The organism is Kocuria sp., from assembly GCF_030538595.1.
Classification (GTDB): domain Bacteria; phylum Actinomycetota; class Actinomycetes; order Actinomycetales; family Micrococcaceae; genus Kocuria.
In genome coordinates this window covers 92,079-106,310 of sequence record NZ_JAUNTS010000008.1, presented here as the reverse complement: position 1 = coordinate 106,310, position 14,232 = coordinate 92,079, and the positions used below count along the sequence as shown (strand labels likewise).

Genomic DNA, 14,232 nt, shown 5'->3' with positions numbered 1-14,232 from the left:
CCACACTAGTCACCATCCAGATGCACGGAAACAGCCCCGCTGATGCTGCCCGGTGGATAAGGTACTTGGATGGCAGCCGAATCTGAGACGCAGGGAGCAGATGGGCCGGAGACATCCGCCCACCCGGTTCCTGTCCGCTATGTATCCAGCGGCCGGGTAGCGCGGCGTCGGCTGCGACTACGCCGCAATGAGGTGCTGGATACTGTGCTTCTGCTGATGGGCGGCATCCTGGCGGCGTGGTTGGCGGTGGTGTGCGTCCTGGACATTTCCGCGGGGAACACCAGCCGGCTGCTTTTGCTCATCCCATTCTGGGCTGTCCTCAGTTATGTGTCCTTGCCACGCATTCACGAAGTTTTGGCCCAGTTGTACTTACCGGACTATTACATGGGGCGAACCCGGACAGACATTGGCATTCTGGGGGATCCTGTCAACATGGCGTTTTGTGGTTCACCAGAGAGTTTGCGATCAGCATTGAGCGCTGCTGGATGGATTGAAGCTGACCCGTTGGACACCCGGTCAACGCTGAAAATGATCGTGGCCACATTGACTCGCCGCTCTTACCCATCAGCTCCGGTCTCCACCTTGGAGCTGTTCGGACGGCCCCAAGACCTTGCTTTTCAGCGGTTGGTGGGCCACACCACTAGCCAACGGCACCACATTCGCCTCTGGAGAGCACCGACCGGGTGGAGATTGCCCGGGGGACATCCAGTGGATTGGGTAGCGGCTGCAACCTTTGACCGGGGAATTGGATTTTCGCTGTTCACCATGCAGGTGACGCACAAAGTTGATGCGGACATTGATGCTGAACGCGATTACATGGTTGCCATGGTGGAGCAATCCACCCCAGCTGCGCAGTGGTCACTCCTGGACGTGGGAGTCCCGTTTCACACCCGAAATGGCGGGGGAGACAACCTGGAATCTGATGGCCGTGTGGCTCTGGCGGACATGACTGCCAGACGGCATACGGACAGTGGCCGCGGTGCAATATCCGCCTCACAACCGCACAGTCCAGGCGAGGAATACAGCAGTGCAGATGATGAGGAATACAGCAACCAGCAGGTAGCGCGGGAACCGAGGCTCATTCAGAGCTCCGACTTGAGGGTGCCGCGGCTTCGGATCCCACCCGTCCCGTTGATCGTGAGTGCGGCCATCCTGCTGGTGCGGTGGACAGCAGACGTGTGGCACACAACTGCTCTCCACCGTGAGGGAACCGCAGTGGTATTGCTTCCCGGACTCACCCCGAATTGGCCGCAGTGGTTACTCCTGAGCTGTTATTGGATGGCTGTTCTGGTTCTTGCAGCTCTGTTGACAGCAGTCCTCAGGCGCAATTCCTGGGCACGGCTGATCCTGGTGGCCATCAGCGTTGGTGATGCGGCCATCCGGTTGGCAGCGGTCACCGGAGCCACGGGCGGGCCCGCGCCGTGGATGGAGCTCATCAACGCCGGAGTGTCGGTCATCGTGGTGATCGCCATGACCTCTCAATCTGCACGTAAGTGGGTTCACCCGGTTTCTGGCGCAGGGCCGGCTGGCGCAGCACCCCCTGGCAGAGCCCTGCTCGGATAAGGCTCTCTCCACATCGGATGCGCAATTGTGTGGCTCCTGAGTCATTCAGGGGCCACACAATTGCGCACTCGGCGCCAGGGCGGCCTCAGCAGGCTCAAAACTGCGCACTGGGCGCAGCAGGCGGAGTCCACAGACTGGCTCAAGGGTCAGTAAACCGTGAGGCCCCGCGCCCGGAAGATTTCACGGGCAGCTTCCGTGGATTCCAACGACGGCGGCTGCACACCTTCCAGCGAATAGTTCAGTCCCAGCGCTGCCCACTTGTCCTGACCCATGTTGTGAAACGGCAACACCTCCACGCGCTGCACGGAGCCCCACCGAGCCACGATCTCAGCAACGGCCTCAATGTTCTCCGGTGCATCCGTGAGGCCCGGGACCAGCACGAATCGAATCCACAGAGGCTTGCCCATGGCTGCCAGCCGATCCCCGAACGTCACGGTGGGAGCCAACGCCCGGCCGGTGGTGTTCCGATAGGTGTCCTCATCTCCGGACTTCACATCCAGCAGAACCAGGTCAACGTCCGCCAGCAGTTCGTCATCAGCAACCCGGCCCAAGAACCCGGACGTGTCCAGCGCGGTGTGCACGCCCATCTCCTTGGCGCCGCGCAAAATCCGGCGCACGAACTGGTGCTGGAACAGCGGTTCACCACCGGAAATGGTCAGCCCACCGCCGGTGGCATCAAAGATCTTGCGGTAGCGCTTGATCCTCTTGAGCACTTCCTCCGCCGACTGCAACGTGCCGTTTTTCAGCTGCATGGTGTCCGGGTTGTGGCAGTACAGGCATTGCAGCGGACAACCGGAGAGAAACACGGTCATGCGGGTACCAGGACCGTCCACCGCCGTGACCAACTCCCACGAGTGGATGGAACCCATGAGCCCGGCGTGTAGAGCCTGGACCTTTTCATGGTGCAGGGGTCGGCCGTCGTCGTCCAGCGGCAGGAGTTCCCGGTGGAGGTCGCCCAGTGTTTCGGGCAGTCCATCGGCGGCACCACGACGTCGGGGGCGCGGCAGAGCGGTCGGCTGCACCGCGGCAGTGGGTGCGGTGGGGCGCATGGCCGCCACCGATCCCTCCGACGGCGCAAACCGGGGGTGAGTAGTTCGTGTACCTGGCATGTGGTGACTGGGACCGATCTCAGATGCGATCGTGGAACGTGCGGGAGAGCACGTCCAACTGCTGCTCGCGGGTCAGGCGCACAAAGTTCACGGCGTACCCGGAGACCCGCACGGTGAGCTGCGGATAGTTCTCCGGATGCTCCATGGCATCTTCCAAGGTTTCCTGATTCAGCACGTTGACGTTCATGTGGTAGCCGTCGGAGACGTTCTGGGCGTCCAGCAGACCCACCAGGTTGGTGACCTGTTCGTCCTTGGTGCGGCCAAGTCCGGAGGGAACCACCGTGTTGGTCAGGGAGATGCCGTCCATGGCTTCATCGAAGGGCAATTTGGCCACGGACAGGGCGGAGGCCAACATGCCGTGGGTGTCCCGACCATTGGACGGATTGGCCCCCGGAGCAAAGGGCTCACCGGTGCGGCGCCCGTCAGGAGTGTTGCCGGTGGCCTTGCCGTAGACCACGTTGGAGGTGATGGTCAGCACGGACTGGGTGTGCACGGCATCCCGGTAGGTGGGGTGCCGGCGCACGCGTTCCATGAACTCGTGGACGATCTTCACCGCAATGTCATCCGCGCGGTCGTCGTCGTTGCCGTAGGTGGGGAAGTCGCCCTCCACCTGGTAATCCACCACCAGACCCGTTTCATCACGCACCGGGCGTACGGTGGCGTACTTGATCGCAGACAAAGAATCCGTGGTCACGGACAGCCCGGCAATGCCGCAGGCCATGGTGCGCAGCACATTGCGGTCATGCAGGGCCATCTCCAAGCGCTCGTAGGCGTACTTGTCGTGCATGTAGTGGATGCAGTTCAGTGCTTCCACATACGTGGCAGCCAGCCAGTCCAGCAGCACCAAGAACTTTTCCCAGACGTCGTCGAAGTCCAGGACGTCACCGGCAACCACGGGAGATTCGGGGGCTACTTGCTTACCCGAAACCTCATCCCGGCCACCGTTGATCGCGTACAGCAGGGACTTGGCCACGTTCACGCGGGCGCCAAAAAACTGCATCTGCTTACCCACCGTCATGGGGGACACGCAGCACGCAATGGCGGCGTCATCCCCGCAGGCGCTGCGGATCAGCTCGTCAGATTCAAACTGAATGGCGGAGGTGTCAATGGAGACCTGGGCGCAGAACCGTTTGAAGCCTTCCGGCAGGTCAGCCGACCAGAACACCGTCAGATTCGGTTCCGGAGCGGGGCCCAAGTTGTAGAGAGTCTGCAGGAACCGGAAGGAGGTCTTGGTGACCAAGGTCCGGCCGTCGGCACCCATGCCGCCAATGGATTCGGTGACCCAGGTGGGATCACCGGAGAACAGCTGGTCGTACTCCGGGGTGCGCAGGAAGCGCACAATGCGCAGCTTGATCACCAGGTCATCCACGATTTCCTGGATCTCCGACTCCGTCAGAGTGCCCTCAGCCAGGTCACGGGCAAAGTAGACGTCCAGGAACGCGGTGTTCCGGCCAAAGGACATGGCCGCACCGTTCTGTTCCTTGACCGCACCCAGGTAGGCAAAGTAGAGCCACTGTACGGCTTCCGTGGCATTGGCAGCAGGGCGGGAGATGTCAAAACCGTAAGAAGCCGCCATCTCCTGCAACTCCCGCAGGGCGCGGATCTGCTCAGAGTTCTCCTCGCGCTCGCGGATGACCTTTTCATCTGCCCCGTAGAGGTCCAGTTCCGCGCGCTCGCGCTTCTTGGCCTCCACCAGAGCATCGACGCCGTACAGGGCCACTCGGCGGTAATCGCCGATGATGCGTCCGCGACCGTAAGCATCGGGCAGACCGGTCACAACGTGGGAGGAACGGGCAGCCCGGACATTGGGGGAGTAGACGTCAAAGACGCCGTCGTTGTGGGTCTTGCGGTAGGTGGTGAAGACCTTGTCCAGACCCTCATCCACGGGGTACCCGTAGGTTTGCAGGGAGGTTTTGACCATCCGCCAGCCGCCGTTGGGCATGATGGCGCGCTTCAACGGGGCGTCGGTCTGCAAGCCCACAATGATCTCTTGTTCGGCGTTGATGTAGCCGGGCTTGTGGGAGGTGATGGTGGACGGCGTCAGGGGATCGACGTCGTAGACGCCCTTCTCCCGCTCGGCAGGGAACATGGCCAGCAATTGCTCCCAGATGCCCGTGGTGCGGGCGGTGGGACCTGCTAGGAAGGAGGAGTCGCCGTCGTAGGGGGTGTAATTGCGCTGGATGAAATCGCGGAGGTCAACGCCGTCCTGCCACGGACCTTCGGTAAAACCTCGCCATGGGGTGGCGTCAGGTCCGAATTGATCGTCGTTGATCAAGCGGTCAGTGGTCTGGGCGGTCATGGTGCTCCTCCTGACATGACCGGAGTCCAGCGGTGACTCCGGCAGCGTTGGTGAGGTTGCCCCTGGGTGTAGACGCGCCCCCACATTCCTCCTGAAACGCTACGGAAGGGGGCACGAAGAGACGGGCCGGTTGCAGTGGATTTCTTGGTGAACATGTGTGTTCGTGTGTGTTTAGCGCGTGCGCAGAGCGCACAGAACCCGATTGTGATGGCGGTGTGAGATTGCGCTCACGGGTTACGGAATTCGTGGGCGGTCTCCACCAAGGTGCGGCGCCAATGCTAGGATTCCGGGCAATGGATGACGAGTCCCGGCGACAAGCTCTGGCTGGCCGGGCGGCAACCCTCTCACGTGGTGGGGTGCCCCAGATGAACATCCGGCTCCGGTCAACGGACCTGTGGCAAGCACGGAATCGCGCCCAATCCTCACGGGATGATTCATGGTGTGCGCGCGGGTCCAGACCCACGCATCACGAATGAAAGGCACACCCTCCCATGCGCGCTTACCGAGTTTCCGCACTGGCCGTCACCACCATCTTGGGCCTCACCCTGGCCGCTTGCGGTGGTTCCGATGACAACGCAGCCCCGTACGACGACGGCGTGATCACCCTGGGCGTGATCGGCTCCTCTCCCGTGGACCAGGCCATCGTTGATGCAGCTGCCGAAGAAGGAATCACGGTGGAACTGCGCGAATTTGGCGACTACAGCCAGGTGAACCCGGCCACGGTCAACGGCGACATTGACATTGCTCGTTTCCAGCACATCGCTTACTTGGCCGATTACCGGAACAACTCCGGTGAGGACGTGGTGCCGATCGTCTCCACTTCCATCTACCCCATGGGCATTTACTCCAACCGGTACGACTCCCTGGACCAGATCCAGGATGGTGACGAGATCGCCATTCCGAACGACTCCATCAACCAGACCCGGGCACTGCTGCTGCTGGAGGCCAACGACCTGGTGCAGTTCACCTCCGACACCACCGCTCCTACCGAAAATGACGTGGACACAGAAAACTCCAAGGTGCGGGTGACCTCGGTCTCTGCTGAGCAGACCGTGCTCTCCTTGGACTCCGTGGCTGCGTCCGTGGTCAACAACGACTTCCTGGAGCGCGCTGATCTGAATGCGGAGGACGCCCTGGCCGAGGACGGTGTGGGGGAGGAAAGCTCCTACCCCTACGTAAACTTGTTCACCACCACGGGAGCCAATGCTGACGACGAAACCCTGAACAAGGTTGCCGACCTCTTCCACACGGATTCCGTTCTGGCAGCTGAAGCTGAGGAGTCCCGCGACACCGCCGTGTCCCTGGACTTGCCTCGGGAGCAGCTGGACCAGATCTTGGCCGACTACCAAGCGGACCTGCAGCAGTGACCTCCGTGGAGACGGAAAACCCCTTGTCCCGGCCGGGTGAGGATGCTGAGGTCATTGTTCGTTTTGAGAACGCGACCAAGACATTCGTGACCGGCAAGGGCAAGGGGCGCCGGGAGGTGACGGCCGTGGAGGATGTCACCTTGGAAATCCGTCGCGGTGAAATCTACGGCGTGATCGGGTACTCCGGGGCGGGCAAGTCCACGCTGGTGCGCATGATCAACGGCTTGGAGCCTGCCACCAGCGGCACCATCCAGGTGGACGGTCACCGCGTGGATGGCCGCAGCGAGGATCAGCTGGCACCCATCCGCCGTGACATCGGCATGATCTTCCAGCAGTTCAACCTGTTCACTTCCCGCACTGTGGCCGGCAACGTGGAGTACCCGCTGATCCGGGCCGGATGGAGCAAGGCCAAGCGCAAGGAACGCGTGGCTGAGCTGCTGCAATTTGTGGGACTCACGGAGCGCGCCGGGAACTATCCTGAGCAGCTTTCCGGTGGGCAGAAACAGCGCGTGGGCATTGCCCGTGCGCTGGCTGCCCAGCCCAAGATCCTGCTGGCTGACGAATCCACATCTGCATTGGACCCGGACACCACCCAGGAAGTTCTGGGTCTGCTGCGCCGGGCCAACCGGGAGTTCGGAATCACCGTGGTGCTCATCACCCATGAAATGGATGTGGTGCGCTCCATCGCGGACCGCGTTGCCGTCATGGACAGCGGACGAGTGATTGAAGAAGGCCCCACCGCGCGGATCTTCTCCACCCCGGAAACCGAAACCGCAAGGCGTTTTGTCTCCACCGTCAGTCACGATGAACCCGATCCGGAAGAACTGGCTTATCTGAGCCAGCACAGTCAGGGCCGGCTGATCGTCGTCGAGATCCGCGACGGCGTTGATGTTGGCTCGGTGCTCTCCGCTGCGGCCGCGCGCGGGGTGAACTTCCGCATTGTGTTCGGTGGGGTCTCCGTGCTGCAGAAGCAGTCCTTTGGATCACTGACCCTGGACCTGGCTGGTGAACCCCATGCCGTGGAGGAAACCATCGCAGCCCTGGGTCAACTGAGTACCGTGAAGGAGGTTTCAGCATGAACTGGTCCGTTTTGGGTCCGCAACTGCTGACTGCCATTGGGCAGACTCTCTACATGGTCTCCGTGACCATGGTGATTGCCGGACTGATCGGTTTGTTCTTTGGCGTGGCCCTCTACGTCACTCGCCCGGGGAACTTGTACGCCAGCCGGGCGGTGAACACCGCGATCAACCTGGTGGTCAATTTTGTTCGGCCCATCCCGTTCATCATCTTGCTGGCCGCACTGGGCCCCCTGACGGACTCCGTGATCGGTACCCGCCTGGGGCAAAATGCCGCGATCTTTGCCATGTCCATTGCCGCCGTGTTTGCCGTGGCGCGCATTGTGGAACAGAACCTGATGTCCGTGGACCCCGGTGTGGTGGAAGCCGCCCGCTCCATGGGTGTCTCCCGGCCCAAGATCATCACCACGGTGATCCTGCCCGAGGCCCTCGGACCCCTGGTGCTGGGTTACACCTTCCTGGTCATCGGCGTCACGGACATGTCCGCCATGGCCGGTGCCATCGGCGCCGGTGGTCTGGGCGACTTTGCCTTGCGCCTGGGCTACCAGCGGTTCAACGATGAGGTGACCTGGGCCGCCGTCGCCGTGATCATTGTCCTGGTGCAACTGGTCCAGTTCTTCGGCAACTCCCTGGCGCGGAAAATCATGCGCCGCTGAGTTTGGCTGATCTGGCCTGAGCGGCCACGTCATGACGACGACGGGCCCCTTCCTTGGACTGCTTCGCTTGAGGTCCGCTGCGGAAGGGGCCCGTCGTCGTCTCTCCGGACCTTCTCGCTTGAGGTCCGCTGTGGAAGGGGCCCGTCGTCGTTGGTCCGAGTACGCAAATGACCAAAAAAATGCCCCGGAGTGGGCTAAATGCGTACGGCGGGTGGTCGAATGCGTACGGCACCCACGTACTTTGCCGGTACCCGGTGGGGAACTGTGAGCTGAGTGTGGTTGCATGTCCGCCGTGACTGTTCTGCTCTATGTGGCCGGGGTGTTGATCGCGGCCGTGGCTTTCATCCTCTCCATCGCCCTGCACGAGGTGGGGCATCTGGTGCCCGCCAAACTCTTCAAAGTGCGGGTGCGGCAATACATGGTGGGCTTTGGCCGCACCATTTTTTCCCGACGACGCGGTGAGACCGAGTACGGGCTCAAAGCCATCCCTCTGGGTGGCTACGTGGCGATGGTGGGGATGTACCCGCCGCACAAAGGTGAAGCGCCGAGTGTGGATTCCACCGGCTTGTTCCAGCAAGCCGTGGCTGAGACCCGCAGCCAGGATGACCTGCACTATCAGCCGGGGGATGAAGACCGCGCCTTTTACAAACTGCCGGTCCACAAGCGGATCATCATCATGTTCGGCGGTCCGTTCATGAACTTGGTGATCGCAGTGGTGTGCATAGCTGTGCTGATCATGGGTTTTGGGCGGGAGGCCCCCACCACGCAGATTTCCACGGTCAACGAATGTGTGGTGCAGGTCCAGGCCACGGATGCTCAGGACCAGGCCCAGACGCGCACCGAGTGCACGGATCAGGACCCGCAGGCACCGGCCAATGCGGCGGGCTTGGAGCCGGGGGACCGGATTGTGTCCCTGAACGGGCAGGAGGTGGAAAGCTGGGAGGAGCTGACCACCATCATCCGGGAGCAGGGCAACCGAGAAATCCCCATGGTGTACCAGCGTGACGGCCAGGAGATCAGCACCACCATCACCCCGTTGTTGACGGAGCGGCCCATGCTGGACGGACAGGGCGAACCGGTCCTGGACAACGGCCAGTACGTGCTGCAGGACGTGGGCTTCATTGGGGTCTCCCCACGTTTTGACATGGTGCCCCAACCTGTCACGGAGGTTCCCGGCGCCGTGTGGGATGCCATGACCAACGTGGCCGGGGTGCTGTGGCGGCTGCCCGTCAACGTGTGGAACACCGCAGTGTCAACAGTCACGGACGCACCGCGCGATCCCAACGGCCCCATGTCCGTGGTGGGGGTGGGGCGCATCTCCGGTGAAGTGGCCACCACGGACCAGCTGAACCTGCGGGAGAAGTCCGCCACCCTGGTGGGGCTGATCGGGTCCGTGAACATGGCGCTGTTCGCCTTCAACCTGCTGCCGCTGCTCCCACTGGACGGCGGTCACATTGCTGGTGCGCTGTGGGAGAAGCTGCGCCGGACCTGGGCCAAAATCACCCGGCGTGCCGACCCCGGCCCCTTTGACCCCCTGAAACTCCTACCCCTCACCTACGTGGTGGTGGGGGCCTTCCTGGTGATGACCGTGGTGCTGGTTGTTGCAGACATCATTGAACCGGTGCGCTTGTTGTGAACTCAGTCGGCCACGGTCTTGGGGTGGGCCGGCTGCGGTGGGAGGCTACGGCGTCGTCGTTGTGGGTGTGGTGTCGTCTTGTCCCGGACTGGGGCACAATAGGAGCTCGGCAAGCTGCGGTGGTGTGCGGGGCACGCGGCCGCGCAGTCGAGAGCCTTGAATCGTCAAAGTGTCAGGAGCATTCGTGAGTCCGGTCAGCCTGGGCATGCCCGCGCCACCTCAGCCCGTTCTTTCGCCGCGTCGTAAGACCCGGCAGATCCGCGTGGGCGCGGTGGGAGTCGGCTCCGAATGCCCAGTGAGTGTGCAGTCCATGACCACCACCCCCACCACGGACATCAACTCCACCCTGCAGCAGATTGCGGAACTGAACGCAGCCGGCTGCGACATTGTCCGCGTGGCCTGCCCGTCCCAGGACGACGCCGATGCCCTCCCCATCATTGCCATGAAGTCCCCGATTCCCGTGATCGCAGACATTCACTTCCAGCCCAAGTACGTGTTCGCAGCCATCGACGCCGGCTGCGCGGCAGTGCGCGTGAACCCGGGCAACATCCGCAAGTTCGATGACCAAGTGGGGGAGATCGCCAAGGCGGCCAAGGACGCAGGGGTGTCCATCCGCATTGGTGTCAATGCCGGTTCCCTGGACAAGCGCCTCATGGAGAAGTACGGCCGGGCCACCCCGGAGGCACTGATGGAGTCCGCCAAATGGGAAGCCTCCCTGTTCGAGGAACACGATTTTCACGACTTCAAAATCTCCGTCAAGCACAATGACCCGGTCACCATGGTGCAGGCCTACCAACTGTTGGCCGCTGAAGGGGATTGGCCCCTGCACCTGGGGGTCACGGAAGCCGGCCCCGCCTTCCAAGGCACCATCAAGTCCGCCACCGCCTTTGGCGCGCTGCTCTCCCAAGGCATTGGCGACACCATCCGGGTCTCCCTCTCCGCACCTCCCGTGGAGGAAGTGAAGGTGGGCAGCCAGATCCTGCAGTCCCTAGGGTTGCGCCCCAAGAAACTGGAAATTGTCTCCTGCCCGTCCTGTGGGCGGGCCCAAGTGGACGTTTACAAACTTGCCGACGACGTCACCGAAGGTCTCAAAGATCTCACCGTCCCGCTGCGCGTGGCAGTTATGGGCTGTGTGGTCAACGGACCCGGTGAAGCCCGTGAGGCCGATTTGGGAGTGGCCTCCGGCAACGGCAAGGGGCAGATTTTTGTCAAGGGCGAGGTCATCCGCACCGTTCCCGAAGACCAGATCGTGGAAACCCTGATCGCGGAAGCCAACCGCATTGCGGAGGAGATGGACGCGGAGGATGGGGAGGAATCCGCAGCCCCCACCGTCACCGTGGCCGGATGAAACTATTTGCCGGGTCACCAACCCGGTTGATCCTGCCCCACGCGGTACCGGCCGGAGCCCTGACCCGGCTCATGGCCGAGCATCCGGTCAGCTCCGCTTTTGTGGCGGAGAACCACGGCAGGTTTCGGGCCGCGGACTCTGCCCAGTCGGCACCGGTGGTGGCCACCACCCGGAGTGGATGGACCCTACCCGGGCGGCGCTCGCAGGCCATCACACTGACCGGTGCCTGCTGGGTGGGCAGCAATGTGGTTCCCGTTGCCCTGGAAGATCAAGGCATTGAACTGGTGGCCACCCACCTTGCCGAATCAACGGTCAAACGCAGTTCTTTCTTTGGCCCCCAGCGTGAAGTGTTGGGACTGTGGCGTTGGCTGGCGCCGCACTGGGACCAGCCCTTTGCCGTACGTGAAGAACAACCGCTGATGACCGCAACCGAGCCAAGCCGCTGTGAACCTCATCCGGAGGTGCGCGTGGCTCAGCCGCAGGAGCTGGCTCAGGTTCTTCCCGCCAGTGCCGCCATGTTCACGGAGGAAGTTGGGTACGCACCCTACGTGGCCAAAGACTCTCCCTATGTGATCCGCATGATCAATTTGCTGCGCCAGACCCGCACCTATGTGGTGATCCGCAACGGTGCGGTGGTCTTCAAAGCAGATATTGGGGCCGCTGCGGGGGAGGTCTGCCAGATCCAAGGGGTGTGGGTGGACCCTGAGTTCCGCGGGCAGGGGCTTTCCGCGCCGTGTATGACCGCAGTGGTGGAGCAGGTACGACGCCGTTGGCCCGTGGTCAGCCTGTACGTGAACTCCTACAACATCCCGGCCTTGAAGTCCTACCACCGCGCAGGATTCCGCCAGGTGGGCACATTCGCCACGGTGCTGTTCTGATGCTCGGCGGCGGTCAGTGAGTTGTGCCGCCCATTGTGGACGGCACAACTCGATGCTCGGAGGCTGATGGGGTGTGTCGGCAGCCTTGTCCGTTCGTCGTACCCTCGCTCACTTCGTCATGTCGTGTCATACGAGTGCCACGCCGGGAAATTCCACCGCGCCTACTGGAATTAGCATCTGCACATCATTAGTGTGAGCGGCATCAATGCCGGATCGAATCCGCACCGTCGTACTGACGGTGGAGCCGGCCAACGAAGGGGAGAAACATGGCTGAGAAGTCGAAGTTCTTGTTGGCAACAGGTGCCGTCTGCGTGCTTGCACTGACCGCCTGTGGCAATGGGGGAAGCGGCAACGGAGGTGGGGAGTCAGCGAGCCCCACTCCTGTGGTGGCCCCGGATGACTACACCTTGGAAACCGCAGAATCCACGTTGGCAGCCGCCACGGTCAATGGTGAAGAACTCACCGGTGTGGCCCCCGCTGGGGATGCACTGGGTGGTGCGGAGTCCGAGGATGCGCAGTCCATGCTGCAGATGATCATGTCCATGGTGGAAAGTGACCCCACCGAGTGCAAAGACCCCCTGTTCACTGCGATCTCGGCTGGAACCATGGACGGGAACGGTCTCTCTCCCAACCTGGCGGACATGGTGGGTGGCACCAACGCGGATGACATGACCGTTTCCGTTCGGGTCATGGATTCCCGGGACGCCGCCGATCAGGCTGTCAAGGATCTGGAGTCCAGTTTGGGGGACTGTGAAAACGTGACCCTCAGTGTGATGGGTGATGAAACCACAGTGGATTCTTCATAGTCCAACCCGTATGTTGAAGGTGCTGGTGAAACCTTGGTCCTCTCAGGTGCTGGTGCCTCCGGTGGTGCCACCGGTGGTGCCACGGCCAGCCCCAGTCCCACTGCTGCCGGTGAAACCACTTTCAGCTCCGGTGTGATGAGCGTGGGCAACCTGGTGGTCATGGTTGCGCCCGGTAACGGCATCTCTGTGGTGGAAGGTGACACCGGTTCCGCCACCCCGGCCAGTGAACAAGAGTTGCAGTCCGCGCTTGCGGACGTTGCCACGGCCTTTGTGGATGGACCGGTGGAGCCCACCGGATCAGCCAGCCCCACAGACACGGCCAGCCCCAGCCCCACTCAGTCCTGACCAATTCTCATCTGCACACCGCGGCGTTGCCCCTAGTCATCATCTGATTGGGGGCAATGCCTGTGACTCGACCGCGTGCGTGGGCCTGGCCGCACCCCACGCACCGAAGGCAGCGGACACACTGCGCACAGCCAACAGAAGCGGCCAGCACTTGCCTGCACAACTCACCTCAAGGAGCACCACACCATGGCAACTCAACGTCGATTCGCATGGATCACAGCCACCTCTGCCGCCACCGTCCTGGCCCTGACCGGTTGCGGTCTGTTCGGCGGCAGCAACAACGACGCCGCTGAGCCCACCGCCACAGCCACGGAAACCACAGGGCAGACGGCCGAGTCCACGCAGTCACCCGAATCCACCGCAACTGCCACGGAGACCGCCACCTCCACTGCGTCGCCCACGAGCACCAGCACCGCAGCCTCCGGGGAAGCCCCCACGGATCTGACCAACAACACCGTGATGGCGGCCCTGAACGGTCAGACCATTGACGGCGTCCGGGTCAACGCGGCCACCGCTTCCATCATGGAGGCATCCGGTTACGACATTCCGGCTCTCTTGGAGGAAGCCATGGGTGAGGTGACCGTGCAGCCAACCACCTGCAATGATCCGGTCAAGGGCTCCTTCATGGGTGGGGTCATGCAATCGAATGTGGCAGATTCCGTGGTGGCCGCAGATCAGGGTGGCTCCGTGATTGTCACCGTGCACGTTTATGACTCCGTGGATGAGGCCGAGACCCAGTTGGAGGACTTCCAGACCTCCACCCAGGACTGCGAACAGGCCACCATGGCGCTGGATGGTGCAGCCATGGACATTGAGCTCAGTGATGAGAACATCACCGTGGATTCGGCCGAGTCCGCCATCCGCACCACCTTCACGGCCAGTGGACCCAACGGCAGCATGGATGTGCACACGGGCCGCATGGTGTACGGCAACTCTCTGGTGTCCGTGATCTCTGTGTCTGAGTACGAAGGCACTGAGGCCGACTACGAGGCAATCTTGACCGAGGTGGCTGAGGCGCTGCAGCAGGCGTGAGAACTCATCGCTGATCTTCCGGACGTACTCCGGAGAGCGGCAGATTTTCCAAAGGCGACGGGGCGGAGTCACGGGCGATAGGATGGCCCGGGTCCGGCCCGTCGTCGTTGTTGATGA

12 protein-coding genes and 1 riboswitch are annotated in these 14,232 nt (G+C 62.4%); of the genes, 10 read left to right on the top strand and 2 right to left on the bottom strand.

The features are described 5' to 3' along the window. The first annotated feature begins 69 nt into the window (after positions 1 to 69). Positions 70 to 1,563, top strand: coding sequence for an LssY C-terminal domain-containing protein (locus tag Q4G32_RS08485; RefSeq protein WP_303350673.1), 1,494 nt, complete (start codon positions 70 to 72; stop codon positions 1,561 to 1,563). Positions 1,564 to 1,709: 146 nt separating this feature from the next. Here the strand turns inward: Q4G32_RS08485 and pflA are convergent, their stop codons facing one another. Together pflA and pflB are read right to left on the bottom strand one after the other, a co-directional pair. Then, complete coding sequence (gene pflA, locus Q4G32_RS08480) at positions 1,710 to 2,672, bottom strand: pyruvate formate-lyase-activating protein (RefSeq protein WP_303350672.1); 963 nt, start codon at positions 2,670 to 2,672, stop codon at positions 1,710 to 1,712. Between the two features lie 19 nt (positions 2,673 to 2,691). Further along, positions 2,692 to 4,971, bottom strand: a complete 2,280-nt coding sequence (gene pflB, locus Q4G32_RS08475; RefSeq protein WP_303350671.1) for a formate C-acetyltransferase — start codon at positions 4,969 to 4,971, stop codon at positions 2,692 to 2,694. Positions 4,972 to 5,267: 296 nt separating this feature from the next. After that, positions 5,268 to 5,381, top strand: a riboswitch (SAM riboswitch). Positions 5,382 to 5,462: 81 nt separating this feature from the next. Between pflB and Q4G32_RS08470 the strand changes: the two genes are divergently transcribed. The 9 genes from Q4G32_RS08470 to Q4G32_RS08430 all read left to right on the top strand — a co-directional run bounded on the left by Q4G32_RS08470 (position 5,463) and on the right by Q4G32_RS08430 (position 14,115). Then, complete coding sequence (locus Q4G32_RS08470) at positions 5,463 to 6,338, top strand: MetQ/NlpA family ABC transporter substrate-binding protein (RefSeq protein ID WP_303350670.1); 876 nt, start codon at positions 5,463 to 5,465, stop codon at positions 6,336 to 6,338. Continuing rightward, complete coding sequence (locus Q4G32_RS08465) at positions 6,335 to 7,417, top strand: methionine ABC transporter ATP-binding protein (RefSeq protein WP_303350669.1); 1,083 nt, start codon at positions 6,335 to 6,337, stop codon at positions 7,415 to 7,417. Before Q4G32_RS08470 ends, Q4G32_RS08465 begins: the two co-directional genes overlap by 4 nt. Next, positions 7,414 to 8,070, top strand: coding sequence for a methionine ABC transporter permease (locus tag Q4G32_RS08460; protein WP_303350668.1), 657 nt, complete (start codon positions 7,414 to 7,416; stop codon positions 8,068 to 8,070). The genes Q4G32_RS08465 and Q4G32_RS08460 overlap by 4 nt, the downstream gene beginning before the upstream one ends. A gap of 283 nt (positions 8,071 to 8,353) precedes the next feature. Beyond that, complete coding sequence (locus tag Q4G32_RS08455) at positions 8,354 to 9,706, top strand: M50 family metallopeptidase (RefSeq protein ID WP_303350667.1); 1,353 nt, start codon at positions 8,354 to 8,356, stop codon at positions 9,704 to 9,706. Between the two features lie 184 nt (positions 9,707 to 9,890). Next, on the top strand, positions 9,891 to 11,054 hold the full coding sequence (ispG, locus tag Q4G32_RS08450) for a flavodoxin-dependent (E)-4-hydroxy-3-methylbut-2-enyl-diphosphate synthase (RefSeq protein ID WP_303350666.1): 1,164 nt from the start codon (positions 9,891 to 9,893) through the stop codon (positions 11,052 to 11,054). After that, the gene (locus Q4G32_RS08445; RefSeq protein WP_303350665.1) at positions 11,051 to 11,932 is read left to right on the top strand and encodes a GNAT family N-acetyltransferase; all 882 of its coding nucleotides are present in this window, start codon (positions 11,051 to 11,053) and stop codon (positions 11,930 to 11,932) included. Before ispG ends, Q4G32_RS08445 begins: the two co-directional genes overlap by 4 nt. A 266-nt stretch (positions 11,933 to 12,198) precedes the next feature. Then, positions 12,199 to 12,738, top strand: coding sequence for a hypothetical protein (locus Q4G32_RS08440; protein WP_303350664.1), 540 nt, complete (start codon positions 12,199 to 12,201; stop codon positions 12,736 to 12,738). Positions 12,739 to 12,771: 33 nt separating this feature from the next. Further along, the gene (locus Q4G32_RS08435; protein ID WP_303350663.1) at positions 12,772 to 13,083 is read left to right on the top strand and encodes a hypothetical protein; all 312 of its coding nucleotides are present in this window, start codon (positions 12,772 to 12,774) and stop codon (positions 13,081 to 13,083) included. Positions 13,084 to 13,269: 186 nt separating this feature from the next. Then, a complete protein-coding gene (locus Q4G32_RS08430; protein WP_303350662.1) occupies positions 13,270 to 14,115 on the top strand; it encodes a hypothetical protein in 846 nt (281 codons plus the stop codon). The last annotated feature ends 117 nt before the right edge of the window (positions 14,116 to 14,232 follow it).

Bases quoted from the DNA above. Each gene is read 5' to 3' on its own strand.
- Q4G32_RS08455 (WP_303350667.1), top strand. From the start codon at position 8,354: ATGTCCGCCGTGACTGTTCTGCTCTATGTGGCCGGGGTGTTGATCGCG.
- Q4G32_RS08430 (WP_303350662.1), top strand. From the start codon at position 13,270: ATGGCAACTCAACGTCGATTCGCATGGATCACAGCCACCTCTGCCGCC.
- Q4G32_RS08485 (WP_303350673.1), top strand. From the start codon at position 70: ATGGCAGCCGAATCTGAGACGCAGGGAGCAGATGGGCCGGAGACATCC.
- Q4G32_RS08470 (WP_303350670.1), top strand. From the start codon at position 5,463: ATGCGCGCTTACCGAGTTTCCGCACTGGCCGTCACCACCATCTTGGGC.
- Q4G32_RS08440 (WP_303350664.1), top strand. From the start codon at position 12,199: ATGGCTGAGAAGTCGAAGTTCTTGTTGGCAACAGGTGCCGTCTGCGTG.
- pflA (WP_303350672.1), bottom strand. From the start codon at position 2,672: ATGCCAGGTACACGAACTACTCACCCCCGGTTTGCGCCGTCGGAGGGA.
- pflB (WP_303350671.1), bottom strand. From the start codon at position 4,971: ATGACCGCCCAGACCACTGACCGCTTGATCAACGACGATCAATTCGGA.
- Q4G32_RS08445 (WP_303350665.1), top strand. From the start codon at position 11,051: ATGAAACTATTTGCCGGGTCACCAACCCGGTTGATCCTGCCCCACGCG.
- Q4G32_RS08460 (WP_303350668.1), top strand. From the start codon at position 7,414: ATGAACTGGTCCGTTTTGGGTCCGCAACTGCTGACTGCCATTGGGCAG.